Source organism: Cellulosimicrobium funkei (genome assembly GCF_001019615.1).
Taxonomy (GTDB): Bacteria; Actinomycetota; Actinomycetes; order Actinomycetales; family Cellulomonadaceae; genus Cellulosimicrobium; species Cellulosimicrobium cellulans_E.
Window position 1 is genome coordinate 78547 of record NZ_JNBQ01000010.1, and the last position, 18730, is coordinate 97276.

General features: G+C 75.0%; 18 protein-coding genes. 7 read left to right on the top strand and 11 right to left on the bottom strand.

All coding sequences use genetic code 11. The annotated features are described in order from the left end of the window. Nucleotides 1-11: 11 nt before the first annotated feature. From FB00_RS10475 to FB00_RS10490, 4 genes are all read right to left on the bottom strand, one after another. Nucleotides 12-365 (bottom strand): hypothetical protein, encoded by a 354-nt coding sequence (locus FB00_RS10475; RefSeq protein WP_052877583.1) that lies wholly within the window; start codon nt 363-365, stop codon nt 12-14. 86 nt (nt 366-451) lie between these two features. Further along, entirely contained in the window at nt 452-2110 is a 1659-nt protein-coding gene (gene arc, locus FB00_RS10480; RefSeq protein WP_047232855.1) for a proteasome ATPase, read from the bottom strand. A 183-nt stretch (nt 2111-2293) separates the two neighbouring features. Then, nucleotides 2294-3412: a tRNA (adenine-N1)-methyltransferase gene (locus tag FB00_RS10485; RefSeq protein ID WP_082141207.1), complete on the bottom strand. Its 1119-nt coding sequence runs from the start codon at nt 3410-3412 to the stop codon at nt 2294-2296. A gap of 81 nt (nt 3413-3493) precedes the next feature. Next, the gene (locus tag FB00_RS10490; protein ID WP_047232856.1) at nt 3494-4672 is read right to left on the bottom strand and encodes a site-2 protease family protein; all 1179 of its coding nucleotides are present in this window, start codon (nt 4670-4672) and stop codon (nt 3494-3496) included. Between the two features lie 183 nt (nt 4673-4855). Here FB00_RS10490 and FB00_RS10495 point away from each other — a divergent pair, with 183 nt between their 5' ends. Next, nucleotides 4856-5602, top strand: coding sequence for a phosphotransferase (locus FB00_RS10495; RefSeq protein WP_047232857.1), 747 nt, complete (start codon nt 4856-4858; stop codon nt 5600-5602). On the opposite strand, the gene FB00_RS10500 is transcribed toward FB00_RS10495, so the two are convergent. Then, entirely contained in the window at nt 5599-6312 is a 714-nt protein-coding gene (locus FB00_RS10500) for an HAD family hydrolase (RefSeq protein WP_082141208.1), read from the bottom strand. The two genes, FB00_RS10495 and FB00_RS10500, sit on opposite strands and share 4 nt — an antisense overlap. A 136-nt stretch (nt 6313-6448) precedes the next feature. Here FB00_RS10500 and FB00_RS10505 point away from each other — a divergent pair, with 136 nt between their 5' ends. Further along, on the top strand, nt 6449-7315 hold the full coding sequence (locus tag FB00_RS10505; RefSeq protein ID WP_047232858.1) for a PAC2 family protein: 867 nt from the start codon (nt 6449-6451) through the stop codon (nt 7313-7315). Between the two features lie 34 nt (nt 7316-7349). Here FB00_RS10505 and mshC read toward each other — a convergent pair whose 3' ends face one another. Further along, entirely contained in the window at nt 7350-8624 is a 1275-nt protein-coding gene (gene mshC, locus FB00_RS10510) for a cysteine--1-D-myo-inosityl 2-amino-2-deoxy-alpha-D-glucopyranoside ligase (RefSeq protein WP_047232859.1), read from the bottom strand. A 151-nt stretch (nt 8625-8775) separates the two neighbouring features. On the opposite strand from mshC, the gene FB00_RS21075 reads away from it, so the two are divergent. Then, nucleotides 8776-9870, top strand: coding sequence for a magnesium and cobalt transport protein CorA (locus tag FB00_RS21075; protein ID WP_197088793.1), 1095 nt, complete (start codon nt 8776-8778; stop codon nt 9868-9870). Nucleotides 9871-9877: 7 nt separating this feature from the next. On the opposite strand, the gene FB00_RS10520 is transcribed toward FB00_RS21075, so the two are convergent. After that, a complete protein-coding gene (locus tag FB00_RS10520; RefSeq protein WP_047232860.1) occupies nt 9878-10753 on the bottom strand; it encodes an undecaprenyl-diphosphate phosphatase in 876 nt (291 codons plus the stop codon). 209 nt (nt 10754-10962) lie between these two features. Here FB00_RS10520 and FB00_RS10525 point away from each other — a divergent pair, with 209 nt between their 5' ends. Next, a complete protein-coding gene (locus FB00_RS10525) occupies nt 10963-11931 on the top strand; it encodes an aldo/keto reductase (protein ID WP_047232861.1) in 969 nt (322 codons plus the stop codon). Between the two features lie 10 nt (nt 11932-11941). Here the strand turns inward: FB00_RS10525 and FB00_RS10530 are convergent, their stop codons facing one another. Further along, nucleotides 11942-12256: a hypothetical protein gene (locus FB00_RS10530; protein WP_047232862.1), complete on the bottom strand. Its 315-nt coding sequence runs from the start codon at nt 12254-12256 to the stop codon at nt 11942-11944. Between the two features lie 101 nt (nt 12257-12357). Here FB00_RS10530 and FB00_RS10535 point away from each other — a divergent pair, with 101 nt between their 5' ends. Both FB00_RS10535 and FB00_RS10540 read left to right on the top strand, forming a co-directional pair. Then, nucleotides 12358-12591 (top strand): DUF5703 family protein, encoded by a 234-nt coding sequence (locus FB00_RS10535; protein ID WP_009861400.1) that lies wholly within the window; start codon nt 12358-12360, stop codon nt 12589-12591. A gap of 10 nt (nt 12592-12601) precedes the next feature. After that, nucleotides 12602-13435: a fructosamine kinase family protein gene (locus tag FB00_RS10540; RefSeq protein ID WP_047232863.1), complete on the top strand. Its 834-nt coding sequence runs from the start codon at nt 12602-12604 to the stop codon at nt 13433-13435. A gap of 19 nt (nt 13436-13454) precedes the next feature. On the opposite strand, the gene FB00_RS10545 is transcribed toward FB00_RS10540, so the two are convergent. From FB00_RS10545 to FB00_RS10555, 3 genes are all read right to left on the bottom strand, one after another. Further along, on the bottom strand, nt 13455-14834 hold the full coding sequence (locus FB00_RS10545) for a M20/M25/M40 family metallo-hydrolase (protein ID WP_082141209.1): 1380 nt from the start codon (nt 14832-14834) through the stop codon (nt 13455-13457). A gap of 144 nt (nt 14835-14978) precedes the next feature. Beyond that, on the bottom strand, nt 14979-16688 hold the full coding sequence (locus FB00_RS10550) for a multicopper oxidase family protein (protein WP_082141210.1): 1710 nt from the start codon (nt 16686-16688) through the stop codon (nt 14979-14981). 250 nt (nt 16689-16938) lie between these two features. Next, nucleotides 16939-17358 (bottom strand): hypothetical protein, encoded by a 420-nt coding sequence (locus tag FB00_RS10555; RefSeq protein ID WP_047232864.1) that lies wholly within the window; start codon nt 17356-17358, stop codon nt 16939-16941. A 166-nt stretch (nt 17359-17524) separates the two neighbouring features. Between FB00_RS10555 and FB00_RS10560 the strand changes: the two genes are divergently transcribed. Next, a partial coding sequence (locus FB00_RS10560; protein WP_156186366.1) for a sensor histidine kinase occupies nt 17525-18730 on the top strand: 1206 nt, incomplete at its 3' end.

Here is an 18730-nt window from a genome sequence, read left to right on the forward strand (position 1 = left end):
ACGCGCTCACCCTATGTCGGTCCGCCGACGGCGCGTCGGTCCTGTCCACGAGCGGCCGGGTCGTCGGCGCGCCACAGGACACGGGCCGTCGCCAGGACGAGGACGCCGAACAGCGACTGGTTGACGAGGCCCCAGGGCGCCAGCCCGCCCACGAGCGCGCCCACGGTCGCGTTGACCGCGACGTCCACCACCATGATCGCCACCCCGAGCGGGACGGCCGCCCGACGACGCAGCGCGAGCAGGAGCACGACGAGCGGGTCGAGGAGCGTGAGCGACACCCAGAAGGCGCGGGCGGCGGGCGGGAAGCCGGCGTACACGCCGGTCACGCCCGCCGTCAGGTCGAGCACGTGCGTCGTCGTCCCCACGAGGAAGCCGACGACCCACAGGAGCCGGACCGCGAGGACCCACCGGCCCTGCGGCCGTGGGCCCGGCGCGGCCGTGCCCTGCCGGATCAGAGGTACTGACCCGTGTTCGTCACCGTGTCGATGGTGCGCGGGGAGCCGCCCTCGCCCTTCTTCTGGACGATCGTGCGGATGAAGACGATGCGCTCGCCCTTCTTGCCGCTGATGCGCGCCCAGTCGTCGGGGTTGGTCGTGTTGGGCAGGTCCTCGTTCTCCTTGAACTCGTCGACGCACGCCGAGAGGAGGTGGTCGACGCGGATGCCGCGCTGGCCGGTCGCGAGGAAGTCCTTGATCGCGGACTTCTTGGCGCGGTCGACGACGTTCTGGATCATCGCGCCCGAGTTGAAGTCCTTGAAGTACAGGACCTCCTTGTCGCCGCTCGCGTACGTGACCTCGAGGAACTGGTTCTCGTCCTCCTCGGAGTACATGCGCTCGACCACGGACCGGATCATCGCGTCGAGGGCCTCGCGCTGGTTGCCGCCGTGCTCGGCGAGGTCGGCGGCGTGGATCGGCAGGTCCTCGGTGAGGTACTTGGCGAAGATCTCCTTCGCGCCCTCGGCGTCCGGCCGCTCGATCTTGATCTTCACGTCGAGACGACCGGGCCGCAGGATCGCGGGGTCGATCATGTCCTCGCGGTTGGACGCCCCGATGACGATGACGTTGTCGAGCCGCTCGACGCCGTCGATCTCGGCGAGGAGCTGGGGCACGATCGTCGTCTCGACGTCGGACGACAGGCCGGTGCCACGCGTGCGGAACAGCGACTCCATCTCGTCGAAGAACACGACGACCGGGGTGCCCTGGGACGCCTTCTCCCGCGCGCGGGCGAAGATCAGGCGGATGTGCCGCTCGGTCTCGCCCACGTACTTGTTGAGCAGCTCGGGGCCCTTGACGTTGAGGAAGTAGCTGCGCGCCGCGCCCGACCCGTCCTCGACCTGCTCGCCGCGCGCCCGCGCGACGGTGTGCGCGAGCGAGTTCGCGACGGCCTTGGCGATGAGCGTCTTGCCGCACCCGGGCGGCCCGTACAGGAGGACGCCCTTGGGCGGGTGCAGCCCGTGCTCGCGGAAGAGGTCGGGGTGCGTGAACGGCAGCTCGACCGCGTCGCGGATCTGCTCGATCTGCGGACCGAGGCCACCGATGTCCTCGTACTCGATGTCCGGGACCTCCTCGAGGACGAGCTCCTCGACCTCGGACTTGGGGATCACCTCGAACACGAACCCGCTGCGCGTGTCGATCGTCAGCGAGTCCCCGACGCGCAGCGACGTGTGCGCGACCGAGCCCGCGAGGCGCACGACGCGCTCCTCGTCGGCGCGACCCACGACCAGCACACGGTCGGCGTCGAGGATCTCCTTGGCCGTGACGATCTCGCCCGTGCGCTCGTACCCGCCCGCCGCGACGACGGTCATCGCCTCGTTGAGCTTGACCTCCTGGCCGGGGCGCAGCCGCTCCACGTCCAGGCTCGGGCTGGCTCCGACGTGCATCTTGCGCCCGGCGGCGGACACGTCGACCGACCCGTCCGGGTGCGCGGCGAGGAACACCGCGTACGTGCCGGGGGGCTTGGCGAGGTCGTCGATCTGCCTCTTGAGGTCGAGGATCTGGTCCCGTGCGGCTCTCAGCGCCTCGGCGAGCCTCTCGTTCTTCGCGGACAGCAGCGCGAGCTCTCGCGCGCTGCTCTGCGGGGCCTCGTCGCTACGGCCGAATGTCTCGCTCATCGGGTGTTCCCCTCTCGCCGGCGGCTCGCCCGACCGCGTGCTGGACGGCGGACGGCGGACCCGTGGGGGCACCCGTGCCGACCACCGTCCGGCGGTCGGGTGTAGACCTTAGGCACAATCCTCGTCCGAGCACACGGACGACACCCAGCGTGAGACGACCGGGTCCCGATCGTTACCGGACCGTCATGCCTCCGACACGTCGGACGGGTGCTCGTCCTGCGAGGAGCCAGGGGTGACGGCCTGCTCCGGGCCCTGGCCGACGTCGCGCCGCACGCGACGGATCTTCTTCTCCGAGACCGGACGCTCGCCGAGCTCCTCGGGCGACCACTGCTCGGTGTCGGCCGGGTATGCGCCCTTGGCGGGGCGGCGCTTGCGCTCCGGCGGCGCGACGCCGTCGGCCAGACGGCGCGCGGTGAGCAGGAAGCCCGTGTGCCCGATCATGCGGTGCTGCGGGCGCACCGCGAGGCCCTCGAGGTGCCAGCCCCGCACCATCGACTCCCACGCGACCGGCTCGGCGTAGCGCCCGTCCGCGCGCAGGTCCTCCGCGAGGCGCGAGAGCTGCGTCGTCGTGGCGACGTAGCAGACGAGCACGCCGCCGGGGACGAGCGCTCGGGCGACGACGTCGAGGTTCTCCCACGGCGCGAGCATGTCGAGCACGACGCGGTCGACCGTGCCGTCCTCGGCGACGGTCGGGAGCACGTCGGCGAGGTCGCCGACGGACAGCGTCCAGGCCGGGTGCTCTCCGCCGAAGAAGGTCTCGACGTTGCCGCGCGCGATCGCGGCGAAGTCCTCGCGCCGCTCGATCGAGTGCAGCTCGCCCGCGTCGCCGACGGCGCGCAGGAGCGACATGGTCAGCGCGCCCGAGCCGACGCCCGCCTCGACGACGCGCGCGCCCGGGAAGATGTCCGCCATCGCGACGATCTGCCCTGCGTCCTTGGGGTAGACGACCGCCGCACCGCGCGGCATCGACAGCACGTAGTCCGCGAGCAGCGGGCGCAGCGCGAGGTACTCGATCTCGGCCGTGTTGCGGACGACGCTCCCCTCGGGCTGCCCGATGAGGTCGTCGTGGCGCAGGTAACCCTTGTGCGTGTGGAACGTCGCCCCCGGCGCGAGCGTGATGGTGTGCAGGCGTCCCCGGGGGTCCGTGAGCTGCACCTTGTCGCCCACGCGCAGCGGGCCACGGCGCTCGTCCGCGCCGGTCGCCACCGGGCGGTCCGTGGGGGTGCCCGCGGGCGCGGGTGCGCCGTCCGGTCCGGAGGGCGTCGTCTGGGGGCCGGGCGTGGCGGCGGGCTCGGAGGTCACGGGCGACCATCCTACGGGCCGGTCGGCCACGCCCCGCGGCGAGTCGCCGTACTGTGCGCTCGGCGGCGTGGGCGGGCCCGGTCAGCGGCCGCGCTGCGCGTCCCGCAGGGCCGCGACGACGCGGGCGACCTCGAGCGCCCCGACGACCCGGCCGCCGTCGGTCACGGCGACGACCGCGCCGTCCCGGCCGACGCGCGCGAGCACGGCGAGCATGTCCTGGCCCTGGAGGTGCGCGTCGATCGTGGCTCCGGCAGGCAGCGGGACCGCGACGGCGCCGACGGGAGTCGACTCGGCGGCGTCCGGCGGCACCGCCGCGGCCGCGGCCGGGTCCGCGTACCCGACGGGTCGTCCCGACCCGTCGACGAGGACGGCGAGGACGTGCGGACCGCCCGCGAGCGCCACGGACCGGCCCACGGCCGCGACCGTCGCCGTGGACGGCACGACGACGGCCGGCCGCGCTAGCCCGCGAACGGAGAGTCCGGAGACCGCCTCGCGCGAACGACCCACCGCGATCGCCTGCCCGGCGCCGCTCCAGAGGAAGGCGCCGATGAGCGCGGCCCACGCGACGGTCCACAGGTCCGGCTGCCGTCCGAGGGTGAGCGGCCACACGAGGGCCCACGCGACGACGCCCACGGCGACGGCGCGCCCGACCCAGCCCGCCGCGACCGTGCCCTTGGTGCGCGAGCCCGTCGCGGCCCACACGGCCGACTCGAGGATCTGGCCACCGTCGAGCGGCAGCCCGGGCAGCAGGTTGAAGAACCCGACGAAGGCGTTGGAGAACGCCCCGGCGTACAGCAGCAGCGCGGGCACCGAGAAGGTCGGCTGCGCCTGGAACGTCACCCAGAACACGACCGCCAGCGCCAGGTTGGTCAGCGGCCCGACCACGGAGATGAGGAAGCCGTCGAGCGGGCGTGCGGACGTCCCCGAGTAGGCGGTGTGCCCGCCCCACAGCGTGACGGCGAGCTCGGTGACGTGCTGCCCGCGTGCCCGCGCGACGAGCGCGTGCGCCACCTCGTGCAGGAACACCGACGCGAACAGCAGGAGCACGAACGCGAACGAGACGAGGTACACCTCGGTGCCCAGGTGCGGCGCGAGCCGCCGCACCGTGGGGACGAACAGCACCGTGAGGATCGCCGCGGCCAGGAACCACGACGGCGTGAGGATGACCGGTGCGCCGACGATGCGACCGATGACCCAGCCCTTCGTGCGCGGGCCGACCGGGGCGGGCGTGCGGGGGGTTCGGGGCTCGGGTCCGTCCACCCCGGAAGCCTATGCGGTCGCGGGCTCCCCGGGACGACGGCGAGCAGGACGAGCGCCGTGGGGACGAGACCGCCCGTCGTGACGCACGGGCCCGCGCGCCGCACTTCCTGCTCGCCGGGCTGCTCCGAGCGCCGGGAGGAAAAGCCCTGCGGGCGGAGGACCGGACCGTGCCACCATCGGTCGGTGCGCACCGACGACCCCGCCCCCGTCGAGCTTGAGCTGTCGGGCGGCAACGTGAACGAGGTCGTCCGCGTCGGCGACACGGTGCACCGGACGGGGGGACCGTGGACCCCGACGATCCACGCGCTCCTCGCGTGGGTCCGCGCCCAGGGGGTCTCGGTGGCGCCCGCCCCGCTCGGCCTCGACGACGCCGGCCGCGAGGTCCTGACCTGGACCGAGGGCGAGGTCGGCGGCTGGCCGCTCCCCGACTGGCTCTGGGACCGCTCGACCCTGCGCGAGTCGGGCGCGATGCTGCGCGCGTGGCACGACGCGACGGTCGGCTTCGGTCTCGAGCGGGCCGTCTGGCGCTCCCCGGTGCGCGAGCCGGCCGAGGTCGTGTGCCTCAACGACGCCGCGCCGTACAACATGGTCCGCGCGGACGGCACCCTCGTCGGGTTCATCGACGTGGACATGGCGTCGCCCGGGCCCCGGGTCTGGGACGTCGCGTACCTCGCCTACCGACTGTGCGGCTGGTGCGAGGACATGCCGGCCCCGCCCGGGCTCGCGCCCGAGGAGCGGCTCGCCGAGCTGCTCGCCGGCTACGGCCGCGACCGCGCGCCGGCTCCCGACGACGTGCTGTCGGCGATGCACGACCGTCTCCGGGACCTCGCCGACTGGACGGACGCGCACGCCCGGAAGACCGATCGGCCGGACCTGCACGACCACGCCGCGATGTACCGCCGCGACGCGGCGCGCCTCCCCCGGGACTAGGCGGCGTCGTCGGCCATGAGGTCGACGACCTCGCCGGAGACGAGCCGGGCGAGCAGGTCGAGGTCGACGAGCTCCAGCGACGGCGTCCGGCTCAGGCCGGGCGCCGGGAGGACGGGGACCACGGCTTCCACGCCGAGCGTGGCCGCGCCGGAGGCGCGGGCGGACGCGATGCCCGCGGGCGAGTCCTCGATCGCGACGCAGCGCGCGACGTCGACGCCGAGCCGCTCGGCCGCGAGCAGGTAGGGCTCGGGGTCGGGCTTGCCGCGCTCGACCTCGTCCCCGCACACGAGCACCTGGAACGCGTCGTCCGGCGCGAGCTCGGCGACCGGAGCCGCGAGCTCGCGGTACGACATCGTGACGAGCGCGCACGGCACGCCCGCCTCGCGCAGCGCCGTGAGCAGCTCGCGCGCGCCGGGCTGCCACGGGACCTCCGCCCGCACCTGCTCGATGACGCGCCCCATGAGGAACGCGACGATCTCGTCGATCGGCAGGTCGACTCCCCCGCGGTCCCGGATGATCCGCGCGGACTCGCGCAGGGGGTTGCCGACGAGGGACATGGCGTCCTCGTGCGTCCACGTGCCCCCGTGCGCGTCGACGAGCTCGTGCTCCGCCGCGATCCAGTACGGCTCGGTGTCGACGAGCGTCCCGTCCATGTCCCACAGGACGGCCTGCGGGAGGGCGGGATCGGTGGCGGGGCGCGGGGACGTCACGGCATGGCTCCAAGGACGAGGGGTGGGGTCCGGGCGGGGCACGACGCGGTGCACCCGGCCACTCCACCCTACGTGCGGCTACGCCACGCGCGAACCCGCTCCGCCGTCGCCGGGCCCGGCCGCATAGGCTGGGGCGATGACCGAGAACGCGACCGAGGGCACCCGGCAGACCGTGATGATCGCGGCGTTCGAGGGTTGGAACGACGCGGGGAGCGCCGCCACGGCCGCCCTCCAGCACCTGCACGAGGTGTGGGGGGCGGAGGACGTGGACGAGCTCGACCCCGAGGAGTACCACGACTTCCAGGTGAACCGCCCCGTCGTCACGACCGACGACGACGGGCTCCGCGAGATCACGTGGCCGACGACGACGATCGCCTCCGCGGTCCTGTCGCCCGGCGGGCGCCGGGTCGTGCTCGTGCACGGCATCGAGCCGTCGATGCGCTGGCGTCGGTACTGCCGCGAGCTGCTCGACATCGCGGAGGAGCACGACGTGCGCACGGTCGTCACGCTCGGCGCGCTGCTCGCGGACGTGCCGCACACGCGGCCCATCCCCATGACGGCGACGTCGGAGAGCGTCGGGCTCCAGGCGGTGCTCGACGTCGAGCCGAGCACGTACGAGGGGCCGACGGGCATCGTCGGCGTGCTGCAGCACGCCGCCGCCGAGCGCGGGCTCCAGTCGGTGTCGCTGTGGGCGGCGGTGCCGCACTACGTGGCGCACCCGCCGTCGCCGAAGGCGACGCTCGCGATCCTCGCGCGCATCGAGGAGCTCCTCTCGGAGCCGATCCCGCTCGGGGACCTGCCGGAGGACGCCGAGGCGTGGCAGCACGGCGTCGACGAGCTCGCCGCGGAGGACGCGGAGATCGCGGAGTACGTCCAGCAGCTCGAGGAGGCGAAGGACACCGCGGAGCTGCCCGAGGCGAGCGGCGAGGCGATCGCGCGCGAGTTCGAGCGCTACCTGCGCCGTCGCGACCGCGGCAACCCGGGCAAGGGACCGACGGTCTGACGCACCCGCGCCGCCGCTGGCGTGCGGCGGCGCGTCAGAGGCGCACGCCGAGCAGCGCGTTGACCGCGCGGGCGACGACGCCGGGCGCGCCCTCGTCGTCGCCGGAGGTGTCGCGCCCCGGACGCAGCGACTCCGCGGCCCACGCGTCGACGGCCGCGAGCGCCGCGGGCGCGTCGAGGTCCTCGGCGAGCGCGGCGCGCACGGCGGCGAGCGTCGCGGTGGCATCGGGACCGCCGTTGCCGGAGACGGCGTCGCGCCAGGTCTCCAGACGGCGCACGCCGACGGGCAGGTCGTCGTCGGTCCACTCCCACTCGCCGCGGTAGTGGTGCGCGAGGAGCGCGAGGCGGATCGCCATCGGGTCGACGCCCGTGGCCCGCAGCTTCGAGACGAGCACCAGGTTGCCGCGCGACTTGCTCATCTTCTCGCCCTCGTACGCGACGAGGCCGGCGTGGACGTGGGCGCGCGGCGCGCCGCCGCCCGAGAGCATGCGGTCGTGCGAGGACGACATCTCGTGGTGCGGGAAGAGCAGGTCCGCTCCCCCGCCCTGCACGTCGAACGGCAGGCCGAGCCCGTCGCGCGAGATCACCGCGCACTCGACGTGCCAGCCGGGCCGCCCGGTGCCGAGCGTGCCACCGTCCCACGCGGGCTCGCCCGGGCGCTCGCGGCGCCACAGGAGCGGGTCGAGCGCGTCCTTCTTGCCCTCGCGGTCGGGGTCGCCCCCGCGCTCGGCGAAGAGGTGCTGCATGACGTCGCGCGCGAGGCGCGAGACCGAGCCGAACGCGGGGTCGGCCGAGAGGTCGGCGTAGACGTCGCCGAGCCCCGGGTCGGTGCCGCCCGCGCCGGGTTCGACCGGCACGCGGTAGGCGAGCCCGGCGTCGAGGAGCTGGGTGACCGCCTCGACGACGGCGGGGATCGTCTCGACCGCGCCCTCGTAGACGTCGGGCGGGACGACTCCGAGCGCCGTCATGTCCTCGGCGAAGAGCGCCGTCTGGTCGACGGCGAGCGCGCGCCAGTCGACACCGGTCGCGGCGGCGCGCTCGAGCAGCGGGTCGTCCACGTCGGTGACGTTCGACGCGTACCGCACGCGCTGGCCGGCGTCCGTCCACGCGCGCACGAGCAGGTCGAACGCGACGTAGGTGGCCGCGTGGCCGATGTGGGTCGCGTCGTACGGCGTGATGCCGCACACGTAGAGGGTGGCGTCCTCGCCCGAGGCCGCGACGACGAGGTCGCGGGTCGTCGAGTCGTGCACCCGGACCGGGAGGCCTCGTCCGGGGAGCTCGGGGATCTGCGGGGCGGGCCAGCTGTGCACGCGTCAACCTTAGCCGTCGGGACGTCGGCGCCGGACCGTCGTCCGGAGGACGAGCACCGCGCGCCCGCGGCCCGGACGGCGCACGGCCGTCGCACGGACGGCGATCCAGCGCGCCCGGGCAGGTCCGTGCCGGGCGCGGGACAATGCGGACGTGACGAAGCCCACCGACCCCCACGTCGACGCCCCGCGGCACGGGTCGAGCGACGACGGCCCGCTGCTCCCCGACGTCCGGGTGCTGGCGGCGTGGACCGTGGAGCCGGGAGCGGCCGGGGTGCGCGAGCTCGACCCCGGAACGCTCGGGGACGCCCGCCCCGGGGACGACGCGGCCCGCGCACACGAGGACCACCGGGCCGCCCATGGCCCGGCGACGTGGGTGCGGGTCGCCGACCTCGACGCGGTGCTCGACGCCGCGGCCCGGGTCTCGACGGGCCCCGGATCGACGCGCCACGAGCTGTCCCGGCACGCGCACCACCCGCTGGCGCACGTGCGTCGCCTCGCGGCCGACTGGCTCCTGCTCGTCACGCCGACGGCCTGGTTCACGGAGGCGGACCGCCAGGTGCACACCGGCCAGTTCGCCGCGCTCCTCGGGCCGGGGACCGTCGTCACCGCCGAGGAAGGGGACGCCGACGTCCACGCGACCATGCTCGACAAGCTCGCCGCCCCGGGCGACCCGCGGGGCACGCCCGTCCAGCGGATCGTGTCCGCCGCCGTCCTGGCGATCGTGGGCGGGGCGTCGCAGGTCGAGCTCGGCCTGGGGGACGCGGTCGCGGACACGGAGCGGGTCGTGTTCGACCAGCAGCGCGAGGACCCGGTCGAGCGCATCTACGACCTCAAGCGCGAGATCACCGAGGCGCGGCGCGCCCTCATGCCCGTCTCGGCCGAGCTGCCGGAGCTGCTCGACCCCGACGTCCCGGACCACCTCGCGGTGAACCGGCGCATGCTCGAGCGCGTGGTGACGACCGTGGAGCGGATCGACCGTCACCTCGACGCGCACGACGACCTGCTCTCGGACATGCTCCAGGTCCACATGTCCCAGGTGTCGGTGCGCCAGAACGAGGACATGCGCAAGATCTCGGCCTGGGCCGCGATCCTCGTCTACCCGACGATCGTCGCGGGGGTCTACGGCATGAACTTCCGGAACATGCCCGAGCTGCACTGGGCGTTCGGCTACCCGTTCGCGCTCGGGCTCATGGCCGCGGGCTGCCTCGTGCTCTACCGCGTGTTCAAGCGGGTCGGCTGGCTCTGACCGCGGGTCACGGGGTGGACGCGGCCGTCCCGCCGGGCTCGAGCACACCGGTGAGCAGGAGCAGCACGACGAGCGCGGCGAGCACCAGGCGGTAGACCACGAACGGCGTGTAGCTGAAGGTCGAGACGATCTTGAGGAACGCGATGATGACGAAGTAGCCGACGACGAACGCGACGAGCGTGGCGATGAGCGTCGCGCCCGCACCGGGCGCGCCGGGCGCCGGCTCGTCCGCGGACTTGAAGAGCTGGTAGAACCCCGAGCCCATGACGGCGGGGATCGCGAGCAGGAACGAGTAGCGCGCCGCGGCCTCGCGGGTGAAGCCCATGAGGAGGCCCGCCGTGATCGTGCCGCCGGACCGGGAGACGCCCGGGACGAGCGCGAGCGCCTGCGCGAACCCGAACGCGACGGCCTGGCCGGGCGAGAGCTCGCGCAGCGTGCGCCGCTTGGCGCCGATCCGGTCCGCCCAGCCGAGCAGGAGCGCGAAGACCGCGAGCATGAGCGCGGTGAGGTAGAGGTTGCGGAACGTGTTCTCGATCGCGTCCTGGAACAGCAGGCCGAGCACGACGATCGGGACCGAGCCGAGGGCGATGTACCAGGCCATCGCGGCGTCGTGGTCGTGCCGACCGAGGCGCGCCTTCCAGTCCGTCCCGTGGTCGCCGCGCACCGAGCGCCACCACGCCGCGCAGATCCGCGCGATGTCGCGACGGAAGTACAGGAGGACCGCCGTCTCGGTCCCGATCTGGGTGATCGCCGTGAAGGCGGCCCCCGGGTCCTGCGAGCCGATGAGCTCGCCCACGATGCGCAGGTGCGCGCTCGAGGAGATCGGGAGGAACTCGGTCAGGCCCTGGACGAGGCCGAGGAGGACGGCTTCCCACGCGTTCACGAGCGGCCACGATACCCGCTCGGGCAGGCCCGCCCGGCACCCCGCCGGCGGGTCGGGGCCCTGGATGAACGTCGGGCGACGGGCGCGTGAACACCGTCCTGCGGACCCGGCCGTCGGGGCCGGGGCGGAGGGTGAACCTCGCCGCTCCCGGCACCCTGCCGCGCGCCCCGACGGTCGCGCGGCAGGGTCCGCCGGTACCCTCGGCTCCCATGGAACACCGCCACCTCGGCAGCACCGGCCTGCGCGTGTCCGAGCTCGGCCTCGGCACCATGACGTGGGCCCGGGACACGGACGAGCTCGACGCCGCCGAGCAGCTGCGCGACTTCGTCGACGCGGGCGGGACCCTCGTCGACACCGCCGCCTCGTACGCCGACGGGGACGCCGAGACGCTGCTCGGGTCGCTGCTGGGGGCGAAGGTCGACCGGCGCGACGTGCTCCTGTGCACCAAGGCCGGCGTGCGCCGCACGGCGCAGGGCCCGGTCGTCGACGCGTCCCGCGGGGCGCTCCTCGACTCGCTGGACGACTCGCTGTCGCGCCTGGGCGCGGACCACGTCGACCTGTTCCTCGTGCACGCGCCCGACCCGAGCACCCCGTTCACCGAGACGCTCTCCGCGCTGCGCCACGCCGTGACGTCCGGGCGCGCACGCTACGTCGGCCTGTCGAACCACCCCGCATGGGCGACGGCGCGCGCGGCGACGCTGCTCGGCGGCACCGACGACGTGGGCCTCGCCGCGGTCGAGCTCGAGTACTCGCTGCTCCAGCGCGGCGCGGAGCGCGAGGTCGTGCCGGCGGCCGAGGCGCTCGGCCTCGGGCTGCTCGCCTGGTCGCCGCTCGGCCGGGGCGTGCTCACGGGCAAGTACCGCCGCTCGCTCCCCGCGGACTCGCGCGGCGCGTCGCCGCACCTGTCCGCGTTCGTCGAGCCCTACCTGGACCAGTCCTCGTCGGGGATCGTCGAGGCCGTCGTCACCGCGGCCGACGGGCTGGGCCGCGCCCCGCTCGACGTCGCGCTGTCGTGGCTCCTCGGCCGCCCCACCGTGGCGAGCGCGATCGTCGGCGCGCGGACCCCCGCCCAGCTCCGGACGTCGCTCGCCGCGACCGACCTCGAGCTCCCCGACGCGGTCCGTGCGGCGCTCGACGACGTGAGCGACCTGGAGGTCGGCTACCCCGAGCGGTGGTGAGGCCCGCGCGTCAGCGCGCGCCGTCGGTCTCCAGCTCGCCGGTCAGGACGTCGTCGTCGAGCGTGTCGTCGAGGTCGTCGACCTCGTCCTCCTCCTCGTCGTCCTCGTCGTCCTCGTCGTCGTCCTCCTCCGCGAGGTAGAACGGCGTCGCCTCCCCGTGGACCTGCCCGAGGGCCTCGTCATAGACCTCGAAGGCGTCCGCGAGCACGTAGTAGGCGTCGTCGACGGAGGGGTCGTCCTCCCCGCGGCGTGCGGCGACGGCGTTGTAGTGGGCCTCGAGCGCGGCGATGAACCGGTCGAGCGCGGCACGCGGGTCAGCGGTCATACCCTGACGGTAGCGCCGAGAGGGGCACAATGGCACTCGTTAGCCGAGCCGGTTCCCCCGCTCGGCCGACGACCGAGACAGGCGAGAGAGGACGGTGGCACGTGGAGGAGAGGCCGACGTCACGTCGGCGGTCCGGATGGGCCGCGCACGGCGGGCAGTACGAGTACCGCGTCCTGACGATCGACCGCTCCACGAGCCGGTCGGACGCGAGCAGGCTGCTCACCGACGAGGCCGAGTACGGGCGCTGGGAGCTGGCCCGCACGCGGCTCTACGTCGGGGGCGAGCGCCGCGTCTGGCTGCGACGCAAGATCATCCGGGTCAGCTCGACCCTGTGACCCCGGGACCATGAGGAGTCCCGGGGGCGCGCCATCGGGCGTCTTCACCAAGTCGCGCGTCGACGCGCCCCGGGGGTTCTTCGACTGCGAGGCCGCGGGGCTCGCCTGGCTCGCCGTCGCGGGCGGGCCCCGCGTCGCGCGGGTCCTCGACGTGAGCCCGACGCGCCTCGACCTCGAACGCGTCCTGCCTGCCGCGCCGACGCCCGAGGCGGCGCACGCGTTCGGCCAGGCGCTCGCCGTCGTGCACGACGCCGGCGCCCCCTCGTGGGGTGCGCCACCGCCAGGTTGGACGGGCGACGGGTTCTTCGGTCCGCTGGACGACCCGCTGCCGATGCCCACAGGAGCGTGGCCCGACTGGCCCACCTTCTACGCCGAGGCGCGGCTGCTCCCGGTCGCGCGACAGGGCCGGGACCGCGGCGCCCTCGATGCCGACGACGCCCGCCTGCTCGAACGGCTGGGCGACCGCCTCGCGGACCTCGCCCGACCAGGGCTCGACGACTCCCCCGCGCGCGTGCACGGCGACCTGTGGTCGGGCAACGTGCTGTGGTCCCCGGTCGGTCCCGGCCCGGGCGGGCGTCCGGGCGGCGTCGAGGCGGTGCTCATCGACCCTGCCGCGCACGGCGGGCACCGCGAGGCCGACCTGGCGATGCTCGCGCTGTTCGGCGCGCCGTACCTCGACGAGATCGTCGCCGGGTACGACGCCGCGCACCCGCTCGCGCGCGGGTGGCGCCACCGGGTGTCGCTGCACCAGGTGTACCCGGTCGCCGTGCACGCGGTGCTGTTCGGCGGCGGCTACCGCGCGCAGCTCCGCTCGTCGGTCCGGGCGCTGCTGGGCGACGCCTGAGCCGCCGACCCGGACGGCGTCAGCAGGTGCGCAGCAGGCGGTCCAGCACCCGCACGCCGAACCGCAGCGAGTCGACCGGGACGCGCTCGTCGACCCCGTGGAACATGCCGGAGAAGTCGAGGTCCGCCGGCAGGCGCAGCGGCGCGAAGCCGTAGCCCGTGATCCCGAGCCGAGCCAGCGACTTGTTGTCCGTGCCGCCCGACAGCGTGTACGGGAGCACGGTCGCCTCGGGGTCCTCGGCGAGCAGCGAGTCGACCATCGCGTCGACCAGGTCGCCCTCGAACGGCACCTCGAGGGCGATGTCCCGGTGGATCTCCTCGACCCGCACGTGCTCGCCCGCGAGCGAGCGCAGCGTCGCGAACCCCTCCTCCTCGTGCCCGGGCAGCAGCCGCGCGTCGATCGCCGCCTCCGCCCGGCCCGGGATGACGTTCGCCTTGTAGCCCGCGGTGAGCTGCGTCGGGTTGGACGTGTGGCGCACGGTCGCCCCGACGAACCGCGACGCGGGGCCGAGCGCGGCGACGAGCGCCGCGACCGACGACGGGTCCTCCGGGTCGTACCGGAGCCCGGTGAGGTCCGCGACGCCCCGGAGCAGCTTGTCGACCGTCGGCGTCAGCATGTTCGGCCAGTGGTGGGTCCCGATGCGCGCGACCGCCTCCGCGAGCCGCGTCACCGCGTTGTCGTCGTTCACCTGCGACCCGTGGCCCGCGCGGCCCTCCGCGACGAGGCGCAGCCACGCGATGCCCTTCTCCGCCGTCTGAAGCAGGTAGGCCCGCCGCCCCCCGACCTCGACCGAGAACCCGCCGACCTCGCTGATCGCCTCGGTCGCGCCCTCGAACAGCTCGGGTCGGTGGTCGACGGCGTAGCGCGCCCCGTACACGCCCCCTGCCTCCTCGTCGGCGAAGAACGCGACGACGACGTCGCGCGCGGGCTTGCGCCCCTCACGCACCATCTGGCGCACGACCGCGAGGATCATCGCGTCCATGTCCTTCATGTCGACGGCGCCGCGGCCCCACAGCAGGCCGTCGATCTCCTCGCCCGCGAACGGGTCGACCGACCAGTCCGCCGCCTGCGCCGGCACGACGTCGAGGTGCCCGTGGAGCACGAGCGCCGGCCGCGTCGGGTCCGCGCCCTCCAGACGCACGACGACGCTCGCCCGGCCGGGCTCCGACTCGAACAGCTCCGGCTCGAGCCCGACCTCGTGCAGCAGCCCCATGACGTACTCCGCCGCGCGCCGCTCCCCCGGCCCGGTCCCGTCGCCGAAGTTCGACGTGTCGATCCGCAGCAGCTCCCGGCAGATCCGCACCACCTCGTCCTCCGCCCGCGGCACCGTGCCGGAGGGGACGTCGACGGTCGCCGGGGTGCGGGCGCTGGCCAGGGAGTCCGGGTGCGGAGCGGTCATGGCCACACGCTACCCGCCGCTGTCGGCCCGGCCGACCGACCCCGCCGCCCGCTCACATCCCGGACGTCCGTCGCCGGCCGAGCATGCGGTCGCCGCTCGTCCGGCGCTCGGATAGGGCGGCAGCCGCATGCTCGGCCCCGCGGGTCAGTGGCCGCCGTGGGAGTCGGGGTCGAGGCGGCGGGGGCCGGTGCCGTCGCCCGGGAGCGCGTCGGCGTCGTGGTCGGGGTGGGTGCCCCCGTCGGGCGCGTCGATGCGGGACGGCGCCTGCTCGCCCAGCGCGACGACGACGAGCTGGCCCATCATGCCGCGGTCCTCGTGCGTGAGGAGGTGGCAGTGGAACATGTACGGGGTGGTCGGGTCGGTCGCGCCCTCGGCGGCGTCGAACCGGACGAGCAGGCGCGTCACGTGCCCCGGCTGCACGTAGACCGTGTCCTGCCACCCGGCGAGATCCGGCCCGGGCGGCCGGCCGGCGACGTCGAGGACGCGGAACTGAACGTCGTGCACGTGGAAGTTGTGCGGGGTGTCGTCGAGCCCGGTGACCTCCCACACCTCGGTCTCGCCGACGGTGACGACCTCGTCGATCCGCGCCATGTCCATGGAGCGTCCGTTGATCGCGGTCCCGGCGAGCTGGAAGCGACGGGTGCGCACGGCGTCGGCCTCGTCGAGCGCGTCCGCGGGATCGGTGGCGCCGAGCGTGCCGGGGACGTCGGGGCTCGGCTCGAGCGTGCCGGCCGCGCGCAGCTCGAGGAGGTCGAGGGTGTCGTCGCCGCCCGAGAAGCGCTCGAACAGCGGGTTGACGCCCAGCTCGGGCGGGAAGCTGCGCAGGACCGCGCGCTGCCCCGGGTCCATGGTCACGACGACCTCCGCCCGGTCGCCCGGGGAGAGGCGCACGCGCTCGACCGTCTGCGGGGCGGGGAGCAACCCGCCGTCGGTCCCGACGAGCTGGACCGTGCCGCCGTCGGCGAGGCCGACGTCGTAGACGCGCGAGTCGGAGCCGTTGAGCAGGCGCAGGCGGACGCGCTCGGTCGTCACGTCGAGGTAGGGCCCGGGGGTGCCGTTGACGAGGACGGTGTCGCCGAGCGGGCCGACCGGTGAGAGGAAGGAGACGGCGTCGTCGAGCCGTCCGTCGGCATGGAAGCTCTTGTCCTGGAGGATGACCGGGACGTCGTCGACGCCGTACTCGTGCGGAAGGTCGGCGGCGGGGCCGTCGGCGGCGGCCGGGTCGTCGAGGAGGAACATCCCCGCGAGCCCGCGGTACACCTGGCTCGCGGTCTGCCCGTGCAGGTGCGGGTGGTACCAGAGCGTCGCGGCGGGCTGGTCGATCGTCCACGTGGGCGACCACGTCTCGCCCGGCTCGACCATCTGGTGGGGGCCGCCGTCCATCGCGGGCGGCAGGTGCATGCCGTGCCAGTGAAGCGTCGTCGTCTCGTCGAGGGAGTTCGTCACGTCGACGCGCACGCGCTCGCCGCGGACGGCGCGCAGGGTCGGGCCCAGGTAGTCGCCGTTCAGCCCGATCGTCGGGGTGGGGGCGGCCGCGCCCAGGTCGGCGACGCCCTCACGCGCCTCGAGCTCGAAGACGCGCACGCCGTCCTCCACGCGCGACTCCGCGAGCGGCGGGACGGCGAGCGGCCGCGTGAACTCGACGGCTCCCGCCGTGCTCGTCGCGGCGCGCGCCCACGCGACGCCCACGACCGCGGCGACGGCCCCGACGAACACGACGACGACGAGCCCGAGCACGAGGAGGACGCGGGCGAGCGGGCCGCGGCGCCGGCGGGGGCGAGCGCCCGGCGGTCCGGCGGGTGCTCCGGGTGCCGGCGGGACGGCGGGAGGCGGGGTGGTGTACGTGGTCGTCATCGGGTCTTCTCCAGGGTGGACGACGGCGGTCGGCGGGTGCGGTGCGACGGCGGCCCGGCGGTGCGGGCGACGCTGTCGACGCTAGGGACCGGGCGGTGCCGGGCGCGTCCGCCCGGAAGCGTACGCGCGCCCGGAACGGACCCCGAGCGCACCGGGTCGCGCCTCGGGGCGGCGCCAGGGACGGGGCGGTCTCGGAGTCGGGGTGGCATGGGAGTCGGGGTGGCGCGGCGAGCCGTCGGCTGGTCGCGCCTCAACGGCGTCGGGCCGCGAGGAGACCGAGCGCCACGGCCCCCGTGAGCGCGCCCCAGGCCGCGTTGGTGAGCAGCATGGGGACGATCGCGACGGGGTGCGCGACGGGGCCCTGGAGCTCGCCGGTGAGGATCGGCGACAGCACGGCGCTGAGCACCAGGGCGAGGACGCCGTAGGCGAGCCCGACGGCCACGCCGGTCGCGAGCGGGTGCGCCGGGCGGGCGACGACGATCGCGACGACCCACACGACCGTGAGCACGAGGGTCGTGAGCAGGGGCGCCGCGGGCCGGCCGATCGCGCCGTCGAGGCCCGTGACGCTCAGGAGCGGTCGGACGAGGGCGAGCGCGCCGAGCCCGAGGACGAGGGGCCAGCTCAGCGAGCGCACGGTCTCGCCGAGCGCGGAGCGGGGAGTCGGGTTCATGGCGTCGACGCTAGGGAGCGGCGGTGCGGCGACGCGTCCGCCCCGGCGCGCGACGCGATGCGTCGTCCCGCGCCCCGCGCGTACGCGTCTCGACGTAGTCGACCCTGACGCGGACCCGCCCCGCGACGGACGCGCGCCGGGGTGGGTCTTCCTAGACTCGGTGAGCGTGACGTCCCCCGACATCCCGCACGACCGGCCCGCCGGGTCGCCTCCCGCGACCCGGCCGTCGCGTCCGTCGCCACCGCCCTGGCTCATCGACGCCCTGCTGGGGTTCGCGGTGTTCGACGTCGTCGCGTTCGCGATCGCCGCGGACGTCGGGGGCACGCGGGCCGACCCGTGGGTCGCGTACCCGATCGCTCTCGTGCTGGGGCTCCTCGTGCTCGGCCGGCGCCGCTTCCCCGTCGGGGTCCTCGTCGCGACCGCGCTGGTCATCTGCGCCTACTACACGCTCGACCTGCCCGCGATCGGCCTCGCCCTGCCCGTCTCGGTCGCCCTGTACTCGGCGGCCGTCGCGGGCCGGCTCGGCTGGGCCGTCGGGGTCGCGGCGGCGCTCGTCGTCGCCTCGACGTACTTCCGGCTCGCCGAGGGCGACGACGTCCGGTACGTCGTCGGCTACGAGCTGGCGACGACCGTGGCGCTCATGGCCGCGGCGATCGCCCTCGGGCAGGGGTCGTTCACCCGCCGGCAGCGCGACGAGCAGCGGCGGCACGCGGACGCGCTGCGCGAGCAGACGCACGAGCTCGAGGCCGCCGACCGGCTCGCGCACGAGCGGGAGGCCGTCGCCCGCGACCTGCACGACGTCGTCGGGCACCACCTCGCCGTCGTCTCCCTGCACGCGAACGTCGCCCGCGAGGCCCTGGACGACGTGGACGCCGCCGGTACGGCAGCGTCCGCCGCGCTCGCGACCGCACGGGCTGAGCTCGAGCTCGTCCGGACGGCGACGACCACGGCCCTGGCGGACCTGCGCGCCACGGTGCGCGCACTGCGCGGGACGACCGCGCCCGCGGGGCTCGCGGACCAGGCGCGTATCGACCGGCTCGAGGACCTCGTGCGCACGGCCCGGGCGGCCGGGCTCGACGTCGCGCTGGACGTCGACCTGCCGTCGGGGACCGCCGACGGCACCGCCGCGGGTGCGGCGGCGTACCGAGTCGTCCAGGAGGGGCTGACCAACGTGCTGCGGCACGCCGGGGCGCGTGGCGCCGTCGTCCGCGTGGCGCTCGAGCGCTCGCCCGGTGCGCCGGGCGACGTGCTCGCCGTCGAGGTCCGCGACGACGGCCACGGGTCTCAGGGCACGGATGACACCCCGGACCGGGGCGGGTTCGGGCTGCGCGGCCTGCGCGAGCGCGTCGCGGTCCTGGGCGGCACGGTCGAG